The organism is Niabella insulisoli, from assembly GCF_039652435.2.
In the GTDB taxonomy this organism is placed as follows: Bacteria; Bacteroidota; Bacteroidia; order Chitinophagales; family Chitinophagaceae; genus Niabella; species Niabella insulamsoli.
This window is the reverse complement of record NZ_CP190246.1, coordinates 1,819,108-1,835,330: the sequence shown is the minus strand read 5'-3', so window position 1 is coordinate 1,835,330 and position 16,223 is coordinate 1,819,108. Positions and strand designations below refer to the sequence as shown.

General features: G+C 45.7%; 11 protein-coding genes. All 11 read right to left on the bottom strand.

Annotated features, from left to right (window positions below; translation table 11 throughout):
• Positions 1-37: 37 nt before the first annotated feature.
• A complete protein-coding gene (locus ABDK00_RS07855; RefSeq protein ID WP_346238603.1) occupies positions 38-2,773 on the bottom strand; it encodes an alpha-L-rhamnosidase in 2,736 nt (911 codons plus the stop codon).
• Positions 2,773-5,571 carry a glycoside hydrolase family 2 TIM barrel-domain containing protein gene (locus tag ABDK00_RS07850; protein WP_346238604.1) on the bottom strand — a complete coding sequence of 933 codons (2,799 nt, stop codon included), beginning with the start codon at positions 5,569-5,571 and terminating at the stop codon, positions 2,773-2,775. Before ABDK00_RS07850 ends, ABDK00_RS07855 begins: the two co-directional genes overlap by 1 nt.
• Positions 5,571-6,992 carry a sialate O-acetylesterase gene (locus ABDK00_RS07845; RefSeq protein WP_346238605.1) on the bottom strand — a complete coding sequence of 474 codons (1,422 nt, stop codon included), beginning with the start codon at positions 6,990-6,992 and terminating at the stop codon, positions 5,571-5,573. Before ABDK00_RS07845 ends, ABDK00_RS07850 begins: the two co-directional genes overlap by 1 nt.
• Before the next feature lie 56 nt (positions 6,993-7,048).
• Positions 7,049-8,578, bottom strand: a complete 1,530-nt coding sequence (locus ABDK00_RS07840; protein ID WP_346238606.1) for an MGH1-like glycoside hydrolase domain-containing protein — start codon at positions 8,576-8,578, stop codon at positions 7,049-7,051.
• A 25-nt stretch (positions 8,579-8,603) separates the two neighbouring features.
• Positions 8,604-10,088: a glycerol kinase GlpK gene (locus ABDK00_RS07835; RefSeq protein WP_346238607.1), complete on the bottom strand. Its 1,485-nt coding sequence runs from the start codon at positions 10,086-10,088 to the stop codon at positions 8,604-8,606.
• Between the two features lie 29 nt (positions 10,089-10,117).
• A complete protein-coding gene (locus ABDK00_RS07830) occupies positions 10,118-11,095 on the bottom strand; it encodes an ABC transporter permease (RefSeq protein WP_346238608.1) in 978 nt (325 codons plus the stop codon).
• A gap of 11 nt (positions 11,096-11,106) precedes the next feature.
• Positions 11,107-12,612, bottom strand: coding sequence for a sugar ABC transporter ATP-binding protein (locus ABDK00_RS07825; RefSeq protein WP_346238609.1), 1,506 nt, complete (start codon positions 12,610-12,612; stop codon positions 11,107-11,109).
• Entirely contained in the window at positions 12,612-13,238 is a 627-nt protein-coding gene (locus ABDK00_RS07820) for a DUF2291 domain-containing protein (protein WP_346238610.1), read from the bottom strand. The genes ABDK00_RS07825 and ABDK00_RS07820 overlap by 1 nt, the downstream gene beginning before the upstream one ends.
• A gap of 180 nt (positions 13,239-13,418) precedes the next feature.
• A complete protein-coding gene (locus ABDK00_RS07815; protein WP_346238611.1) occupies positions 13,419-14,366 on the bottom strand; it encodes a D-ribose ABC transporter substrate-binding protein in 948 nt (315 codons plus the stop codon).
• Positions 14,367-14,391: 25 nt separating this feature from the next.
• Positions 14,392-15,357: a transketolase family protein gene (locus ABDK00_RS07810; protein WP_346238612.1), complete on the bottom strand. Its 966-nt coding sequence runs from the start codon at positions 15,355-15,357 to the stop codon at positions 14,392-14,394.
• 35 nt (positions 15,358-15,392) lie between these two features.
• Positions 15,393-16,217, bottom strand: coding sequence for a transketolase (locus tag ABDK00_RS07805; protein ID WP_346238613.1), 825 nt, complete (start codon positions 16,215-16,217; stop codon positions 15,393-15,395).
• Between the last annotated feature and the right edge of the window lie 6 nt (positions 16,218-16,223).

The following is a 16,223-nucleotide window of genomic DNA, read 5'->3' as shown; positions in this document are numbered from 1 at the left end:
CGTAAATTTTTAATACTTGTCAGTTTTCACATTTAATCTAATTGGTAAAATGATAATGGCCGCTACCTAATTTAAAAACGGCAACCCCGTTTTCATAAGTAAGCAGGGAAATGTCGGCCCCATTTTTCACTGCTGCTCCCGACTCTTTAACCGTTGCCACATTTTTTGCAGGTAAATGAATGACCGCATCGCAGTTGGCAGGGACCTCAATGTCCCACTCAATCTTTCCTTCCTTATAAGTCCAATTGCTTTTGATTGTTCCGTATGGCGATTGATAAGCCGCCTTGCTATGCTTTAAACCAGCGCCAAATACGGGTTTCATTTCAATAGTCTTAAAAGCAGGCTGGGCCGATTTTATACCGCCCAATCGTTCAAACATCCATATCAACAAATCGCCCAGCAACATGATATGGTTTTGAGAATTCATTTGCGGATTGGCCGTGTTGCCATTCCAGAGTTCCCAAATGGTGGTGGCTCCATTTTCGATCATGTAACCCCAGCTGGGATAGGTGCGGTTGGCGGCAAGCCGCAACGCAGCATCGCTCCGTCCATTATTTGTCAATCCGCGCATCAGCCATTGCGTACCGATCACGCCCGTGCTGATATGCATATGATCTTGCTCCAGTCTCCTTATTATATTATCGAAAACAGATTGCCTTTTATTTTGCGGCACCATTTCAAAATATAAAGGCAGCAGGTTGGCCGTTACGGTGCCATTATCATAAGATGCAGTGGACTCGTCAAAGAACTGACGATTGAATGCCTTTTTTATATTTGCCCGAAGCGTGGTATAAACAGCAATATCATTTTTCTGGCCTGATAAGGCTGCAAACTTTTGCATCAGTTCCAATAACTTGTAGTAATAAGCGGTTGCAAGCAGCGCACCTTTTGTCGTTCGGGTACTATCCTGGGATTTGATCATCTTAAGGTCTTCAGGCGGCACACACCAATCGCCATATTTGTCTTTTGTCAAAATAAATTGCTGCATGTATTTATCCTTCATATAAAGCATCCATTTTTTCATAGACGGATAATGACTGATGATACTTTGCCGGTCGCCAAACTGATGATATAGCATATCGGCCACCAAAATATAAGTTCCGGGCCAGGTTATATTGTCGCTGTAGTAATTCCAAAAAGCAGGCGCCACATCGGGAATAGCGCCTTCCGGCGTCTGAGCCGCCTCTATATCATCGAGCCACTTGGCGTATAAAGACGCATTATTAAAAAGGAAACTTTCACCATAAGCGCCTTGTGCGCGGTCGCCCAACCAGGGTTGGCGTTCGTTGCGCTGCGGGCAATCAACGGGCATACCTTTATAGTTAGAAGCAATGCCCCACCATGCGTTATGTAAAATCTGATTAATGGTTGAATCGGAAGTTTCGAGATGGCCGGCTGTTTGCATCTGGTCATAAACCATATGGCCTTCAAAGTCAGAAATATCGGGAACGCCGGGCCAGCCGGAAATTTCTACATACCGAAAGCCATGATACACAAAAGCCGGATGCCATTGTTCCAAGCCATCGCCTTTCAATGTGTAAACATCGGTAACCTTGGCATCGCGAAGATTGGCCAGGTATAAAGAGCCGTCCGGCTGAAGGCTTTCCGCAAAACGCATCCGCACACGATCATCCTTCTTTCCTTTTACCTTGATCTGAAGCCAGCCTGAAAAGTTCTGACCCATATCCAGGATATAGACATCATCTTTTAGCTTGCTGATAGCGCGGGGTTGAATCCGCTGCATGATCTTCATCGGCTGGTTGGGCTGCGGCATAGGCTTTCCCTGCGGCGCTTCGACCACGTCGGGTTTCAACCATGTTGCATCATTGTATCCGGTCGAAGCCCAGTTGCCTAACTCTTTATTTGCATCATACTCCTCGCCATCATACTCATTGTTGGTCCGGATCGGGCCGTCTGCTGTAAACCGCCAGCTATCATCTGAAATAATTCTTTTCTTCGATCCGTCCTGATATAAAATGTCCAATTGAAAAAGCAGCTTAGGGAAACCAAAGTTGTTTATCTTATACGGTTTATAATCCTGCCGCATGGTGAAAAACCGGCCGTTGCCCAATACAACCCCAATAGCATTCAGGCCTTCGGCGATATGTTCGGTCACATCAAAAGTATTACTCAACACAGACTTGCGATAATCGGTAGGCGCAGGCGCCAACACCTGATCGCCGATTATGGCGCCATTGATCCGCAATTCATACATGCCCAGCCCTACAATATTGACAAATGCCTTTTTTATCCTTTTTTCGGTCGAAAACTCTTTCCGAAAGTAACGTGCTGACAAGCGCGACCACTGTGAAATACTATCCCAGGGAAATGCCTTATCGTAGCCGATCCATTTCGCCTTCCAATCATCACTATTTAAAAATCCAAGCGTGAAAAAAACGGGTTTGCTCCAAACCGTTTTCCCTTTATTGGTATATACTTTTACTTTACTGTAATAATAGCGGTTAGGCACAAGCCCGCTCCCTTTAAAAGGAATAAGAATGGATTCGCTGCTGGCTATTTTGCCAGAGGACCAGACATCACCCAAACTTTTATCGATATTTGATTTAGAACTGGCAACAATAATTTCATAAGCTGTTTGCATGACACCTCTTTCATCTGACACCAGCTGCCAGCTAAAGCGTGGTTTATCAGTAGCGACTCCTATCGGGTGCGATTGCTGTTCGACCAACAGGTTTTTAACCTGGATTTGGGCATGCAATATCGCCGGGCATAACAACAAAAGTAAAACGAGTTTATAATTTTTTATCAGCATCAATCATTCTTTTTTTGTGGAACAGCAAGTCGCGAACCTGAAGTAAAATCGAACCACAGCACGATGTTGAGCGCCCGCTCTCTCGATTTTTCATAATCATAATAAATATTATCCAGGCCCATTGGCCCTGTTGTTTCCCTGGTTTGCGTGCGCGAACCAATCGAAGGAATGGCATTCATAAAAGAAATATCACCTGAAGGAAACCAGGGTTCGTAGTTGTGCCATTGATCCGTCTTCCATTTTGCCCCGTAAAGCCTCAAAAAAAGGTTTTCCGTTTCAGTAAGCACCTCGAAGCTTTGCGATGCCGTGTTGAAAGTCCCTTTGTAAAAATCTGCATAATAACCTTTAAACTCCGGATAATTCCAGCTTTCCCCCGTTTCTGTATCGTTATAATCCTTCTGCCATACGCCAAACAAACCTCCCTTCAACCGGTTTTTCCAAACGCGATAAGGGCCTTGTCCCATATAAGTTACCGAGCGGATTTCATCTTCCGGCAGGTCGAAATTAATACCTAACATTTTTGTATGAAGTGAATCGGGGAAGTAGTGCACACGCAGCTTAACCCAGCCATTCCTAAAAACAGTCCATTCCAAAGTATTAAAGCTTTTACGCTTATCGAAAGTCGAACTAATGATCAAATTGCCGTCGCTATCATACTTATAAGAGAGCCCTGAAAAGTTAGTGCTTCCCTCCTGCACCACCGGCCCGTTAGAAAGGGGAATGATTCCTTTTTGATTACTTACTTGTTTTAAAATGCCTGTTTTTTTATCCAGCGTAAGCATCACATCTTTGATACGAACCTCGAAGAATTCACGCGTTTCGGATAATGAAGCTTTTTCATCAGCGGCTTGGTTTTCCGCCAGCACTTTCGCTGTCCGCGCAGGCGGCGCAATGGGAAAACTCCATGTAAATAATTCGTGTTGATACTGATCTTTCACGGTAACATAGAGTACGTCGTAGCGATTCCAGTCCGTAGGCAACGGAATCTTAATCGTTCCTTTTGTGCCGGGTTTTAGATCAGGCGCCGTCAGTTTACCAGTTATTTCCTGAGCACTTTTTACATCGAATCGTTTTAGTTTCCAACTAAACTCGCAGGTATTCGTGTTGGTAAAATGATACCTGTTTTCAATATGCAGGGTTCCGTCGAAAGCACTGGTAATTTCTCTCCGCTCAAAAAAAACAGGACTCCAAATTTGCCTGATCGTGTAGAAACTACCTTCCTTTTCATGATGCGGCCCCACAATACCGTCGGCCCCGCGGCTTTTATCGGTATCGATCAAATCATTTTTATCTTTTCGCACCACGCCCTGATCGGCAAAATCCCACAGAAACCCACCGGCGCTCAAAGGCTCGCTCCACATGTGGTTCCAATAATCCTCCAAGCCAGCGCCGTGGCCACCGTCGAACCAACCATGTAAAAACTCGGTAGGCATCACTATTTCGTTGCCATTATCGTAATTGCCCACTCCATAATTATACTGGCGGTAGTGTTGCGTCTCAATACCATTATGAAGTTGCCAGGGATGGATAACAACTCTTTTTTGCAGGTCGTACACGTCAAACAGCTCATCCAGGTCAGCATTGCTGCCGCCCTCATTTCCGTTGGCCCAAATAACAACCGAAGCGTGATTGCGATCGTGTTTTACCATTTCCTGAACACGCAGGCTCCCCGTGGGCGTGTCGTAATGACCATGCCATCCGGCCAGTTCGTCGATCACATATAATCCAAGTGAGTCACAGACATCCAAAAAGTGCCCGTCTGGCGGATAGTGGCTCATGCGCACCGCGTTCATGTTCATTTCCTTCATCAACAACACATCTTCCACACTGTTCTGATAAGACATCGTTCGTCCGCTTTCCGGCCGGAACGAATGGCGGTTGACACCTTTGAATTTCATTTTAACGCCATTGATATAAATGCCGTCGCGCTGTTTTACCTCCACCGTTCTAAAACCTATTTTCTTCGACAGCGTATGCGCGAGATTTCCATTTTTATAAAGTGAAAAGACAGCCTTGTAAAGTGTTGGCGATTCGCTGTTCCAGGGTTGTATGCCGCCAAAATCAGCCTGAACACGACCCCCACCTGCCGCCAACACCACTTCGACATCACTGCCTACCTGTTTTTGCCGCCCATCAAAAAGTTGCATGACACAGCGATCAGGCCGCCCCTCCACATCTATCGCCGCTTCAAATGCGCCGTTTGCCTTGGCATCAATCGCTACATCGCTCATATGCGTCGAAGGAAGCGCTTCCAGCCACACCGGCCTAAAGATGCCTCCAAAAATCCAATAGTCCGCTTCGCGCTCGGCGGCATTGACAGATTTGTTAGCGGAATGTTTATCAACGCGAACCTCGAGCAAATTTTCCTTTCCGTATTTCAACAAGCCTGATATATCATATTTGAAAGCGTAGAAAGCGCCCTGATGTTTAGGGCCGGCCAACCTGCCATTGATTTTCACTTCCGCGTCGGTCATCACTCCTTCAAAAACGATGTTGATGTTTTTTTTCTTCCAGTTCTCGGGAACCGAGAAAGTTGTTTTATAAAGTCCGGTTTCTTTGCCGCGCAAACTGTCTTTCGCAAAGCCGTAATCGTATTTCCCAAACCCCTGCAATTCCCAACAGGAGGGCACGCCGATCTTTGTCCATTTTCCAGCATTCATTCCACCGGTGCAAAAAAAATCCCACAGCACCATATCATTATTGCCGCGGCCGCTGAGATATACCACTTCTGTCTGCTGCGCGAAACAGAGTTTTGCAGCCAGGCCAAAAAACAGCGTCCATACAATTCTTATCATCATCAGTTAAAGTTGTCTATAATAGGATTATTAGTTCTAAAAGGCAGTGCTGGCAGACCTGCTGAGTTTACCAAGTTGGGATCGGCATCTTCCCTCCAGCCAAACCTTACATCGTAAGGATGCGTGACATCTTTGGCATAAACATATATTTTATTGTCCTTAATACGCGCCTCCGCCTCGTGATAGTCGCCGTTCACGTCTGCCACTTCAAAAAAGTTCAATGGTTGACCATCTTTGCTTTTAAGGCCTTTCCCTTTATAATCAAAATCCAAAATAAATGTATTGCCTTGTTTCAATGCAGATTTAAATACCGGGCCCATGGGCGGCCGGTTGTCTGCCTTATAAGTTTTACTTAAGGCCGCATGGGCGAGGCGCTGTCCCACGTCCCACTTGTTGACCGGGTGCAGGTCAGCCAGGTCTGTGTTCAGGTCGGTTGTTGCTATCATCAAAGTATGTGGCATCTTAAGAACTGCAGCCTGCGCCTCCCAAAACGCGGGCTCGCTAAATACTGTATAAGGGCGATCCGTAGCTTTAGAATAAAAATAGGGCGCTATCTGAACATAGTAGAAAGGCAGTTGGCTATTATTCCATTTCTCTCTCCAATAGTTAATCAACGCTTTCATTTTGTAACTATATTCAATTCTTTCGTTGAGAAAACAATTGCTTTCACCCTGGCACCAAAGAAACCCTTTTATAGCAAAAGGGATCAGCGGCTCGATCATTGTGTAATAAAACTTACCGGCGTCTCCACTTATTTTTCTAGCCGGATCCCCTCCCGCATGACGGAAGAACGGTTCCTGAAACATGGCCTCAGCCGGCATCCAGGGCTCGATAGCGCTGCCGGGAATGGCGGCAGAGATAACGCCTACGGGAACATGAAGCCGTTGCTGAAGTTCCTTTGCAAAAAAATAGGCTACCGCTGAAAAATTACGAAAAGCCGGATTATCAATGTTGATCCATCCGTCGTGTTGCTCACCCGGCTCCATTTTTTTACGCTCTACAAGAAAGGTGCGGATCAAATTATTATTCGCTGTTGCCACCTCGTTTACCGGCCAATGCTCGCCTGCGGGCGGTTGTAGTTTAGCCAGCTTTCTCATCGCAAATTCCATATTCGATTGTCCGGAACACAACCATACTTCTCCTACCAAAACATTGTTCAATTGCAAGGTATCGGTTGTTGTAGCAACATTTAAAACGGCGGGTTTGCCGGAAGCTTTCAAGGGCTTTAAAAATAATTTCCATTGCCCTTTATCATCCGCAACAACTGCTTTCACTTCATGCTTAAAGGTTACCGTAACTTTCGCGCCGGGCCTGGAAGTTCCCCACACTGCGACAGGCACACCTTGCTGCAATACCATATTATTACTGAAAATTTTTGGCAACACGAGCGTGGCGTATGCTGCCATGTTCGTTGTCAAAATCATGAATAATAGTATAATTCCTTTTCGCGTTTTTTCCCCGGTCATGTTGTCTGTTCGTTTTACAATGAGCCAGTAACCCTTTTTAATTTTTTTGAAGCCGCAACTTTTTCGCCATTGCTCCACACGGAGAGGCCTTTTCCTTTACCATATTTTTTCCCTGTTTTATCCCAGATAATAGTGATAATCTTCCCATGATACAAAACGTTATCAAGACAGAACCAATCCCATGTTTTTTGGGGAAGCAGTGGATTGACCTCGATCTTATTGTCGGCCCGCGGGCGAAGGCCCACCAATCCTGAAATAATCAGATCGTTGAAGGTAGAGTGATTGTAATAACGGCCCCTTTCATCATCGGTCAGCCATTGCCCCGTTTTTTCGTCCATGTATTCGCCGATATAAGGTTTGCCATTTTTATGCTGCGATGTGACATATTTTCCAAGCTGTGAAAAATAATCTTGCTTCGTAACATAAGGCTTCTGATGATTGTTCAGCAAATTAGCCATAGCCGTTAAAGTTTGAGCGCTTGCAAAGGGCCAGACAGCGCCGTCCCATTCGCATTTACAGCAGCCATGTGACCTGAACCCCGGGTGACTCCGATCCGCTGTAGTGATACCAACCGGCGCATTAAAATGTTGGGGGTTCATTAAATGGCGCCAGGCCTTGTTAAACTTCGCATCCGGCAAATTGAAGTACCAGGGTATAAAACCAATTTCTTCCATAACATTGGCCAGCGTGTCGCCCTCTTCTTTTCTCACTTCAAAAAATCCGCTGGAGGGGTTCCACAACTTTTGCTGCACATCTGCTTTAATACTATCCGCTTTGCGCTGAAACAGTTTTTCAACTTCCGGCTTTTTAAGTACGCCTGCGATACCTGCCATTGCCTTCGCATTTCCATACATATATCCGTTGATAGAAGGCCGGGGATTTTTTTCTCTTCGTCCTCCGCTGATGGTTTCCTCCATAGCGTCTCTTACGTCAAATTGCCAGAACAGACCGCCAGGGTTACGTTTTTCCATTTCCCACGCAGCATAATCTGTTTTTAAATCTTCGTAATAATCTTTTAAAAAAGACGTGTCCTGATTAACCAAAAATCGATTGTAGATAGCATTAATGTTCCAACTGCTATAAAAGCGTAGCCTTTTCAGTGGTTTTCCCTCATTACCACGATACCAGATACGCAGGTTATCATTCATATACTTCGGATCGTGGAGCCATCTTGATTCATAAATATGATGTCCCAGCCCGCTACTGATCAGATTGTATTTATCGGCATAGGAACGTTGCACCAAAAATTCCGTGAACGCAAACCCTTGCTCCGTTTTCTTTATGTGCTTACGCAGTGTCCACCAACGGAAATAAAAGATTTCTTCAAAGTTTTTATCGGGCGCACTGAAAAGCGGGATATTCTGTTGCATCCAGGCCCAGGAAGCGCTATTGGGTATCGCCTGAACAATAGGCTCATCTTCCATCGTATTAAACTTTTCTACATAATGTTTAAAGTCATCGAATTTCAATACCGTGGGTTGGCCGGCAACTGCTGTTGTAATAAATAATAAGATGATAAAAACATAACGCTTCAATAACTCCATGTGCTAATTTTTGTATTTTAATGTTCTAAACTTTCCCTTTCAGCGTATTGATCCATCCCTGATACCATGCTTTTACATTGCGTAGATCATCTGCGGGCATTAATATTTCTTTGTCGGTTTTTAATTTCCTGAGCGTTGCAATATCCTTATAAACACCAGCCGCGAGGCCAGCCATGTAAGCGGCACCCAGCGCCGACACATCCGGCATAATACTTTTTGTGACTGGCTTATTCAAAACGTCCGTCAGCAAAGACATCACGAAAGCGTTGGCCGACAATCCCCCGTTTGTCATCAATTGCTTCAACGACAAATGCGTGTCCTTTTCCATAGCGCTGATAACATCCCGGATCTGGTAAGGAATTGATTCCAGGGCAGCGCGCACTATGTGGTTTTTATTCGTGGCAAAAGTGAGGCCGGTAATAGAGGCTTTCCTTTCCATTTGCCAATGTGGAGAACCTAATCCGCTGAAGGCCGGGACCAGGTAAACGCCTCCATTATCAGGGACGGCAAAAGCCATATCAGCCGTTGCTTTGATGTCATTAAAAAAACCCATCTCGTTTTTTAGCCATTCAATGGTTGCCCCGCAGGTTACGATCACACCTTCCAAAGCGTAATCGACCCTTCCCGGCACACTCCAGCAAATAGTCGTCATCATGCCATTTTTTGAAGACACCGGCTGGCCGCCAATATTCATCATAATGCTGCAACCCGTACCCAGCGTCGCTTTGGCGGTACCGCTATCAAAACAGCCTTCTCCAAAGGCCGCGGCGTGCGAATCACCTATCATTGCCATGACCGGAACCGGTTGATCTAAAAGGCCGTCCAAATCGGCTTCGCCGAAGTAATCTGAAGACGCTTTAACGGCAGGTAACTGAAGTTTCTGTAATTCAAAATCTTCCAAAAGGCCTTCATCCCATGTCAAGCCATGTATATTAAAAAGCATGGTGCGCGATGCATTGGTGTGATCCGTTGCGTAGCATTCACCTTTTGTAAGCCTGTAAAGCAACCAGCTGTCAATGGTGCCAAACAAGGCCTTGCCCTTGTCGATTGCATCTTTGATCTGCGGTACATTTCCGGCCAGCCAAATTAATTTGGTCGCCGAAAAATAAGGATCAATTACCAGGCCCGTTTTTTCCTGAACACGTTCAGAAAAACCTTTGGTTCTGAGTGTCTCGCAGGTTGAAACCGATCTTTTGCATTGCCACACGATCGCGTCATGCAGTGGATTTCCTTTTTCATCCCACACCACAAAAGTCTCGCGCTGATTAGAGATGCCAATGGCTACAATATTTTCCTTATCAAATCCCAGGGCGTCGAAATTTTTGAGGCAACGGCTCACCGCTTCCAGTACATTTTGGTAAATACGCTCGGGATCCTGTTCTGCAAAGCCCTCGCCAAAATATTTGGTTTCCAGGATGGCGGCGCCTTTTGCAACAGCCTGCCCGGCGGCATCAACTACCAGAGCTTTAGTGCCGCTTGTTCCCTGATCTATAGAAAGAATAAAAGACATGTATCACTTTTTTTTAATCAACGCAATGGTTAGTCCTTCTTATCAAGTTTATCAATAATTACTGCCAACAGTATAACCCCGCCTTTTACGACCTGCTGCCAAAAAGGAGATACGTTTAATAACACTAAACCATTATTTAAAACGCCGATAATAATAGCTCCCATGACCGTGCCCCAAACGGTGCCCCGGCCACCGCTGAGCGATGTGCCGCCAATCACAACCGCGGCAATGGCATCCAGTTCATAACTGGCGCCGGCGTTGGGCTGCGCTGAATTTAATCTTGATGTGACGATGATGCCGCCGACAGCAGCCATCATACCCGCCAGCGCATACACAATCATTTTTACTTTCGAAATATTGATACCTGAAAAGCGGGCCGCTGTTTCGTTGCCGCCGATGGCATAGATATACCGGCCTAAGCGGGTTTGCCTGGTAATGACTACCGCCACCAGCACCACCAAAAGCGCTATCCAAACCGGCACCGGAATACCTAAAAACGAGCCTGCTCCGATAAACGCAAAACCGGGGCCCAAATTACTGAGCGGCTGCCCCTCGGTGTAAAGCATCGTGAGGCCGCGGGCGACTGTCAGCATAGCTAAGGTGGCAACAAAGGGCGGCACTTTGAACTTCGTAATAAAAAATCCGTTCAACCAGCCTAAAACACCACCGATCACCAAGGCAGCGAGTATAACGCCGAGAATGGTAAAACCAATATAGGTATCTGCGGAAGGCAATGCAATCCCGTTTTTAAGCAGCCCTGCTGCTACCGCGCCACAGAGCGCCAGTACAGAACCGACTGAAAGATCGATACCACCGGTCAGTACCACGAGCGTCATGCCTGTTGCGATGCAAATATTTACAGCAGTTTGCCGCAACACATTCAGTCCATTATCTGCCGTAAAAAATGTATCAGTCATTATGCTTAATACAGCGCAAAGCAATACCAGTGCGATCAGCGACTGAAGACTTTTGATCCGTTGTTTATAATTTGTTGAAATGGCGGTCATCGTAAGGTCAATTAGTTTTTATGAATAGCGTGACTTAACATCCTGGCTTCGTTGGCATGATGCACGGGCATATCGGCGGTTATTTCTCCTTCACACATCACCAAAACCCTGTTGGCTATAGCCAGGATTTCAGGAATCTCGGAGGAGACGACGATCACGCCGACGCCTGTTGCCGCCAGCTCTTTAATCAATTTATAGATTTCCGATTTGGCGCCGACGTCGATGCCACGCGTGGGTTCATCGAGCAGCAGCACTTTTGGCTTTTTTGCCAGCCATTTTGCAATGACAATCTTTTGCTGATTACCCCCGCTCAGATTCTTTGAAAGTGTTTCCTGCGAAGCGGTTTTAATATTTAATTGCCTGATGTATTCGGCCGTTAAAGTCTTTTCTTTTTTACCATTGAGAAAAAGGCCATTTTGTTCTAATTGTTTAAGAACAGTAACAGTAATATTCGGGCGAACGCCCAGCCCCAAACAAAGGCCTTGCAGCTTTCTGTCTTCCGGAACAAGCATGACCCCCGCGCTGATAGCTCTTGCCGGGCTGGTCATTTTTCGGGCAGATCCATCAATCCAGATTTCTCCGTCGCTGCTTTTTGGATGGAGGCCAAAAATGGTTTCGATCAATTCTGTTCTACCCGCGCCCATCAAGCCATATAAGCCTAATATTTCGCCCTTGTGAAGCGTCAGCGAAGCGTCCTTTACCAAAAAACTGTCGGAGTTTTCTGCATTCCTAAGACGCAAGCCTTTCACCTGTAGCAACGGATCGCTAAACACCTGCTGCGAGATATTCTTTTCAATAATGATTTTTCGGCCGGCCATTTTTTCTACCAAATCATTTTGCGAAATATGTTTCATCTCGCCTGAGGCAATGGTGGCTCCGTCGCGCAAAACAGTGTAATGATCTGCTTTTAAAAATAATTCTTTTAATTTATGAGAAATATAAACCACAATTTTTCCCTGTGCCTTCAACTCATCGATTATAGTAAACAGGTTGTCCACTTCCTTATCGGTGATAGCTGAAGTAGGCTCGTCCATGATGATAACTTCTGCATTAGCATGCAGCGCTTTTGCAATTTCTACCAATTGTTGCTGTCCCACTTTGAGTTTGGCCACCGGCGTATTAGGACTCATTCCAAGGTTAACTTTTTTCAACAATTCCCTTGTTTGAGCATTCATTGCAGCTGTATCCAAAATACCCATTGCGTTTGTCAATTCTCTTCCCAGAAAAATATTCTCCGCTATACTTAAATGCGGCACGAGGTTTAGTTCCTGATGAATGATGGCAATGCCGGCTTTTTCTGCTTCTTTTGTCGATTTAAAATTGACCTGTTCCCCGTTGAAAATAATCGCTCCTTCATATTGCGTATGAACGCCTGATAAAATTTTCATCAGGGTGGATTTCCCTGCGCCATTTTCTCCCACAATGGCATTCACTTTGCCGGGATATAATTCGAGATTCACATTATTAAGCGCAGTAACGCCGGCAAACCTTTTGGTGATATTTTTAGCAATCAACATCAGGAAACGGATTTTATACTGACAGGAATAATTTCAATGTTGTCGAAGCGAATATGTTCTTTATTTAGTTCGACAGCGCCCACAAATGCGACGCGTTTTCCCGGCACCAGCAAAGGCTTAATGGCAGGTACGACTTTTTCCCGAACAGCTTGATTCAAAGCTTCTGAAATAGCATTTAAATCTTCAGTATTGGGAAATTCCTCCAATTTTACAATCCCGGAGGCGTCTCTAAGCGCATTCCCATAAATAAATTCTGTAGCGAAAACAGCTTTGAAAGCGGGCTGCGATTCTATCACAATGGAAATGTCATCTTCGTTGACCTGCTCGACTGTGGCCAGGCCTTTAACCAACGCGTATCGATAGTTCCCGATAGCTAGAGATTTTGTAAAGTCACTAAAGGCCTTTTCGGGATCGCTTTGCAACGCCTGCCGAAGCGCCGATATTTCGATCGCACTATCCAATTTTTGCTGCAATGCCTCGTCCCATATTTTTCCAACATAAGTGGCGGCATCAAATTTCTGGCCCGATGAAGCGCGCACTTCGCTAAGCTTTTTTATATATACAGCATTATATCCCAACAGGGCAATCGCAATGAGCAGCAATCCATATTTGATATATTTTTTCATCCGTATATTTTTATGTTTTTATAGGTTGAATGGAACTTATATGGTATAAAATTTCTTTCGCTGGTGACAAAAATGAAATTTTAAATAATCGCTTCCTATGCGCGTTTTTAAAATATTCAGAATAGGTGGCGGCCGGCCGCCACCACTCCTCTATCCTTTCCTCCGCTTTCGTTAGAAGCATTATTTTTTGCCGTAAGCCACGTAATCGTTAACATTTTGCCTGGTAACCAACTCCACAGCCACGGGCACTTTCTGCGGAAAATCGCGTTTCCCTTTAATATACTCATCTGCAAAACGGGCCGCCGTTTGTGCCATCACCAGCGGAAACTGCATGCCGGTGGCGTACACTTTACCATCACTTATAGCAGCGATCACATCATCCGCGCCATCGAATCCGAACACTTTTACCTGATCGGCTTTACCCAAAGACACCAAGGCCTGATAGGCTCCCATTGCCATTGCATCGTTGCCACAGAACACGCCGTCAACATCAGGATGTGCCTGCAAAATAGACTCCATTACTTCCATGGCTTTGTTCCGGTCGAAATCAGCGCTTTGTTGCGCTACCATTTTAAGGCCGCCATAATGATCTACCACGCTGTGAAACCCTTTAGATCTCGCCCAGGTATTATTATCTCCCACCAGCCCGAGCAGCTCGACATAGGCTCCTTTTTTATTGAGCTGCCGCACAAAATATTTTCCAATAGAAACCGCGCCGGAATAGCTGTCCGAAAGTATTTGAGATGTCGCCGCAGTGATAGAATTGATCTCGCGGTCCATGCAAAACACCGGAATGCCCGCCGTTTTTGCCTTCTGGACATTAGCAACCGACCCTTCCGCGTCAGTTGGATTAAACAGAATAGCGCTAAAGCCTTCGACGATAATGTTGTCGAAATGATCGCTCTCTAATGCAGCATTATTCTGCGAATCAAACAGTTTGGTTTCATATCCCAGGGACTGCGCTTTGGCTGCAGCCTGCTCTCCCAGGAATACAAACCAGGGATTATTTAATGTTGAAATAACGATGGCCATTTTCCTTTCCTTCGGTTGATCGCGCTTGTCGCTGCACCGGGGAAAGAGCAATGTCAAAATCAATACGAAAACAAGACCGTAACGTTTAGCTTTCATAACTCAATTATTTTAAGCGATGGCATCAATATTTATTTTTTAGCAAGCGCTCCGCAATATCACTGATACCTTTCTTATTAATAAAATAATGATCAAAAATCTCATTTTGGGAACCTGTTACCGTGTACTCATCCGGAATGCCCATAATTTCAAAAGGCTTGCAAATTCCATGTTGCAATAAATAAGCGGCACAGGCTTCTCCCAAGCCTCCATACACACTATGCTCCTCAACTGTCACAATCGCTTTCGTTGCCGCGGCAAGTCGCGCCAGCAATGCAGTATCCAGCGGTTTAATCGTATGCATACTTACAACAGTAGCCGCTATCCCTCTTTCTTTTAATAAGCCCGCTGCCTCTAAAGCCGGATAGACTGTTTCCCCGCAACCAATAATCAACACATCCGATCCTTCTACAATCACTCTTCCTTTGCCAAATTCAAAAACTTCGTCGCCGGCTTCTTTCAGCAGCGGCATAGGCTTCTTACCAAATCTCAAATAAACCGGTTCGGCGGTGGCAGCCGCCAGCTCAATGGCCCGGGCTGTTTCCCAGTTATCGGCCGGCGCCACTACTGTAATATTGTTAATGGCGCGCAAGGCGGCATAGTCATGCAGGCTATGATGTGTACTTCCCAAAGCCCCATAGCTCACGCCGGCACTGATCCCAATTACGTTGACCGGATTATTGCTGTAAGCGACATCATTTTTTATTTGCTCCAAGGCGCGGGCCGTAAGAAAACAGGCAGGCGAGGTTGCAAAAACTTTCTTTCCGCAGGAAGCAAGCCCTGCCGCTACGCCCACAAGATTTTGTTCGGCAATGCCCACTTCAACAATTTGGTCAGGATATTTCTTTCCAAAAGGAACGAGTTTACCCGATCCGCGGCTGTCGCTCGTTACGGCTATTATATTCCGATCGGTTTCAGCAAGGCGCTGCAAGGTTTCAGAATAAACTTCAAGATTGGCCTTATAAGGTAATGTGCTTATTTGTTCGCCCATATAGTTGATGTAAATGCTTTAACAATAGTGGTTGCTCAGATAGCCGACAGCGATTCGTCCAGCTCCTTTATCGCCTGTTCATACTCTTCAGCTGAGGGTACGCCATGGTGCCATTTCAACACGTTTTCCATATAACTCACGCCCTTACCTTTAGTGGTATGCGCGATCAAAACGCTTGGCTTGCCGGCCTCAAAAGGAAGGCCTTTTAACACTTCGGCTAATGCTGCCACATCATTGCCATCCACTTCCTTCACGGCCCAGCCGAAACTCTTCCATTTATCATCCAGAGGATCGGTATTGCAAACATCAGCGGTTGATGCTGTGATTTGCAAGGTATTTTTATCTACGATGGCGCAGAGGTTATCCAGCTTATAATGCGCCGCAGTCAGCGCGGCTTCCCAGTTACTGCCTTCGGGCATTTCACCATCCCCCATCAGGGTATAGACTTTATAATTTTTTTGATCCAGTTTTCCGGCAAGCGCCGTACCCACCGCAATCGGAAGCCCATGCCCCAAAGCGCCGGTATTTTGTTCCACCCCGTTTACCTTTCGCGTAGGATGCCCGATATAATGAGATTGATACTGACACAAAGTTTCCAAATCCTTTTCAGGGAAAAAACCCGCATCAGCCAGCACTACAAACAGCGCTTCCACCGTGTGGCCTTTGCTTTGAATGTAGCGGTCGCGGTCGGGCGAAGCGAAATTGGCGGGCGACACATTCATGATCTCGTTGTAAAGAACATTCAGTATGTCCGTACAGGAAAGGCTTCCGCCCGTATGTCCCGCTTTTGCCTTTACGATATACTTCAGTATTTTCTTCCTGTATTCAACAGATTTTTGTCGTAATTCTTTAGTTGTCATTCCGGT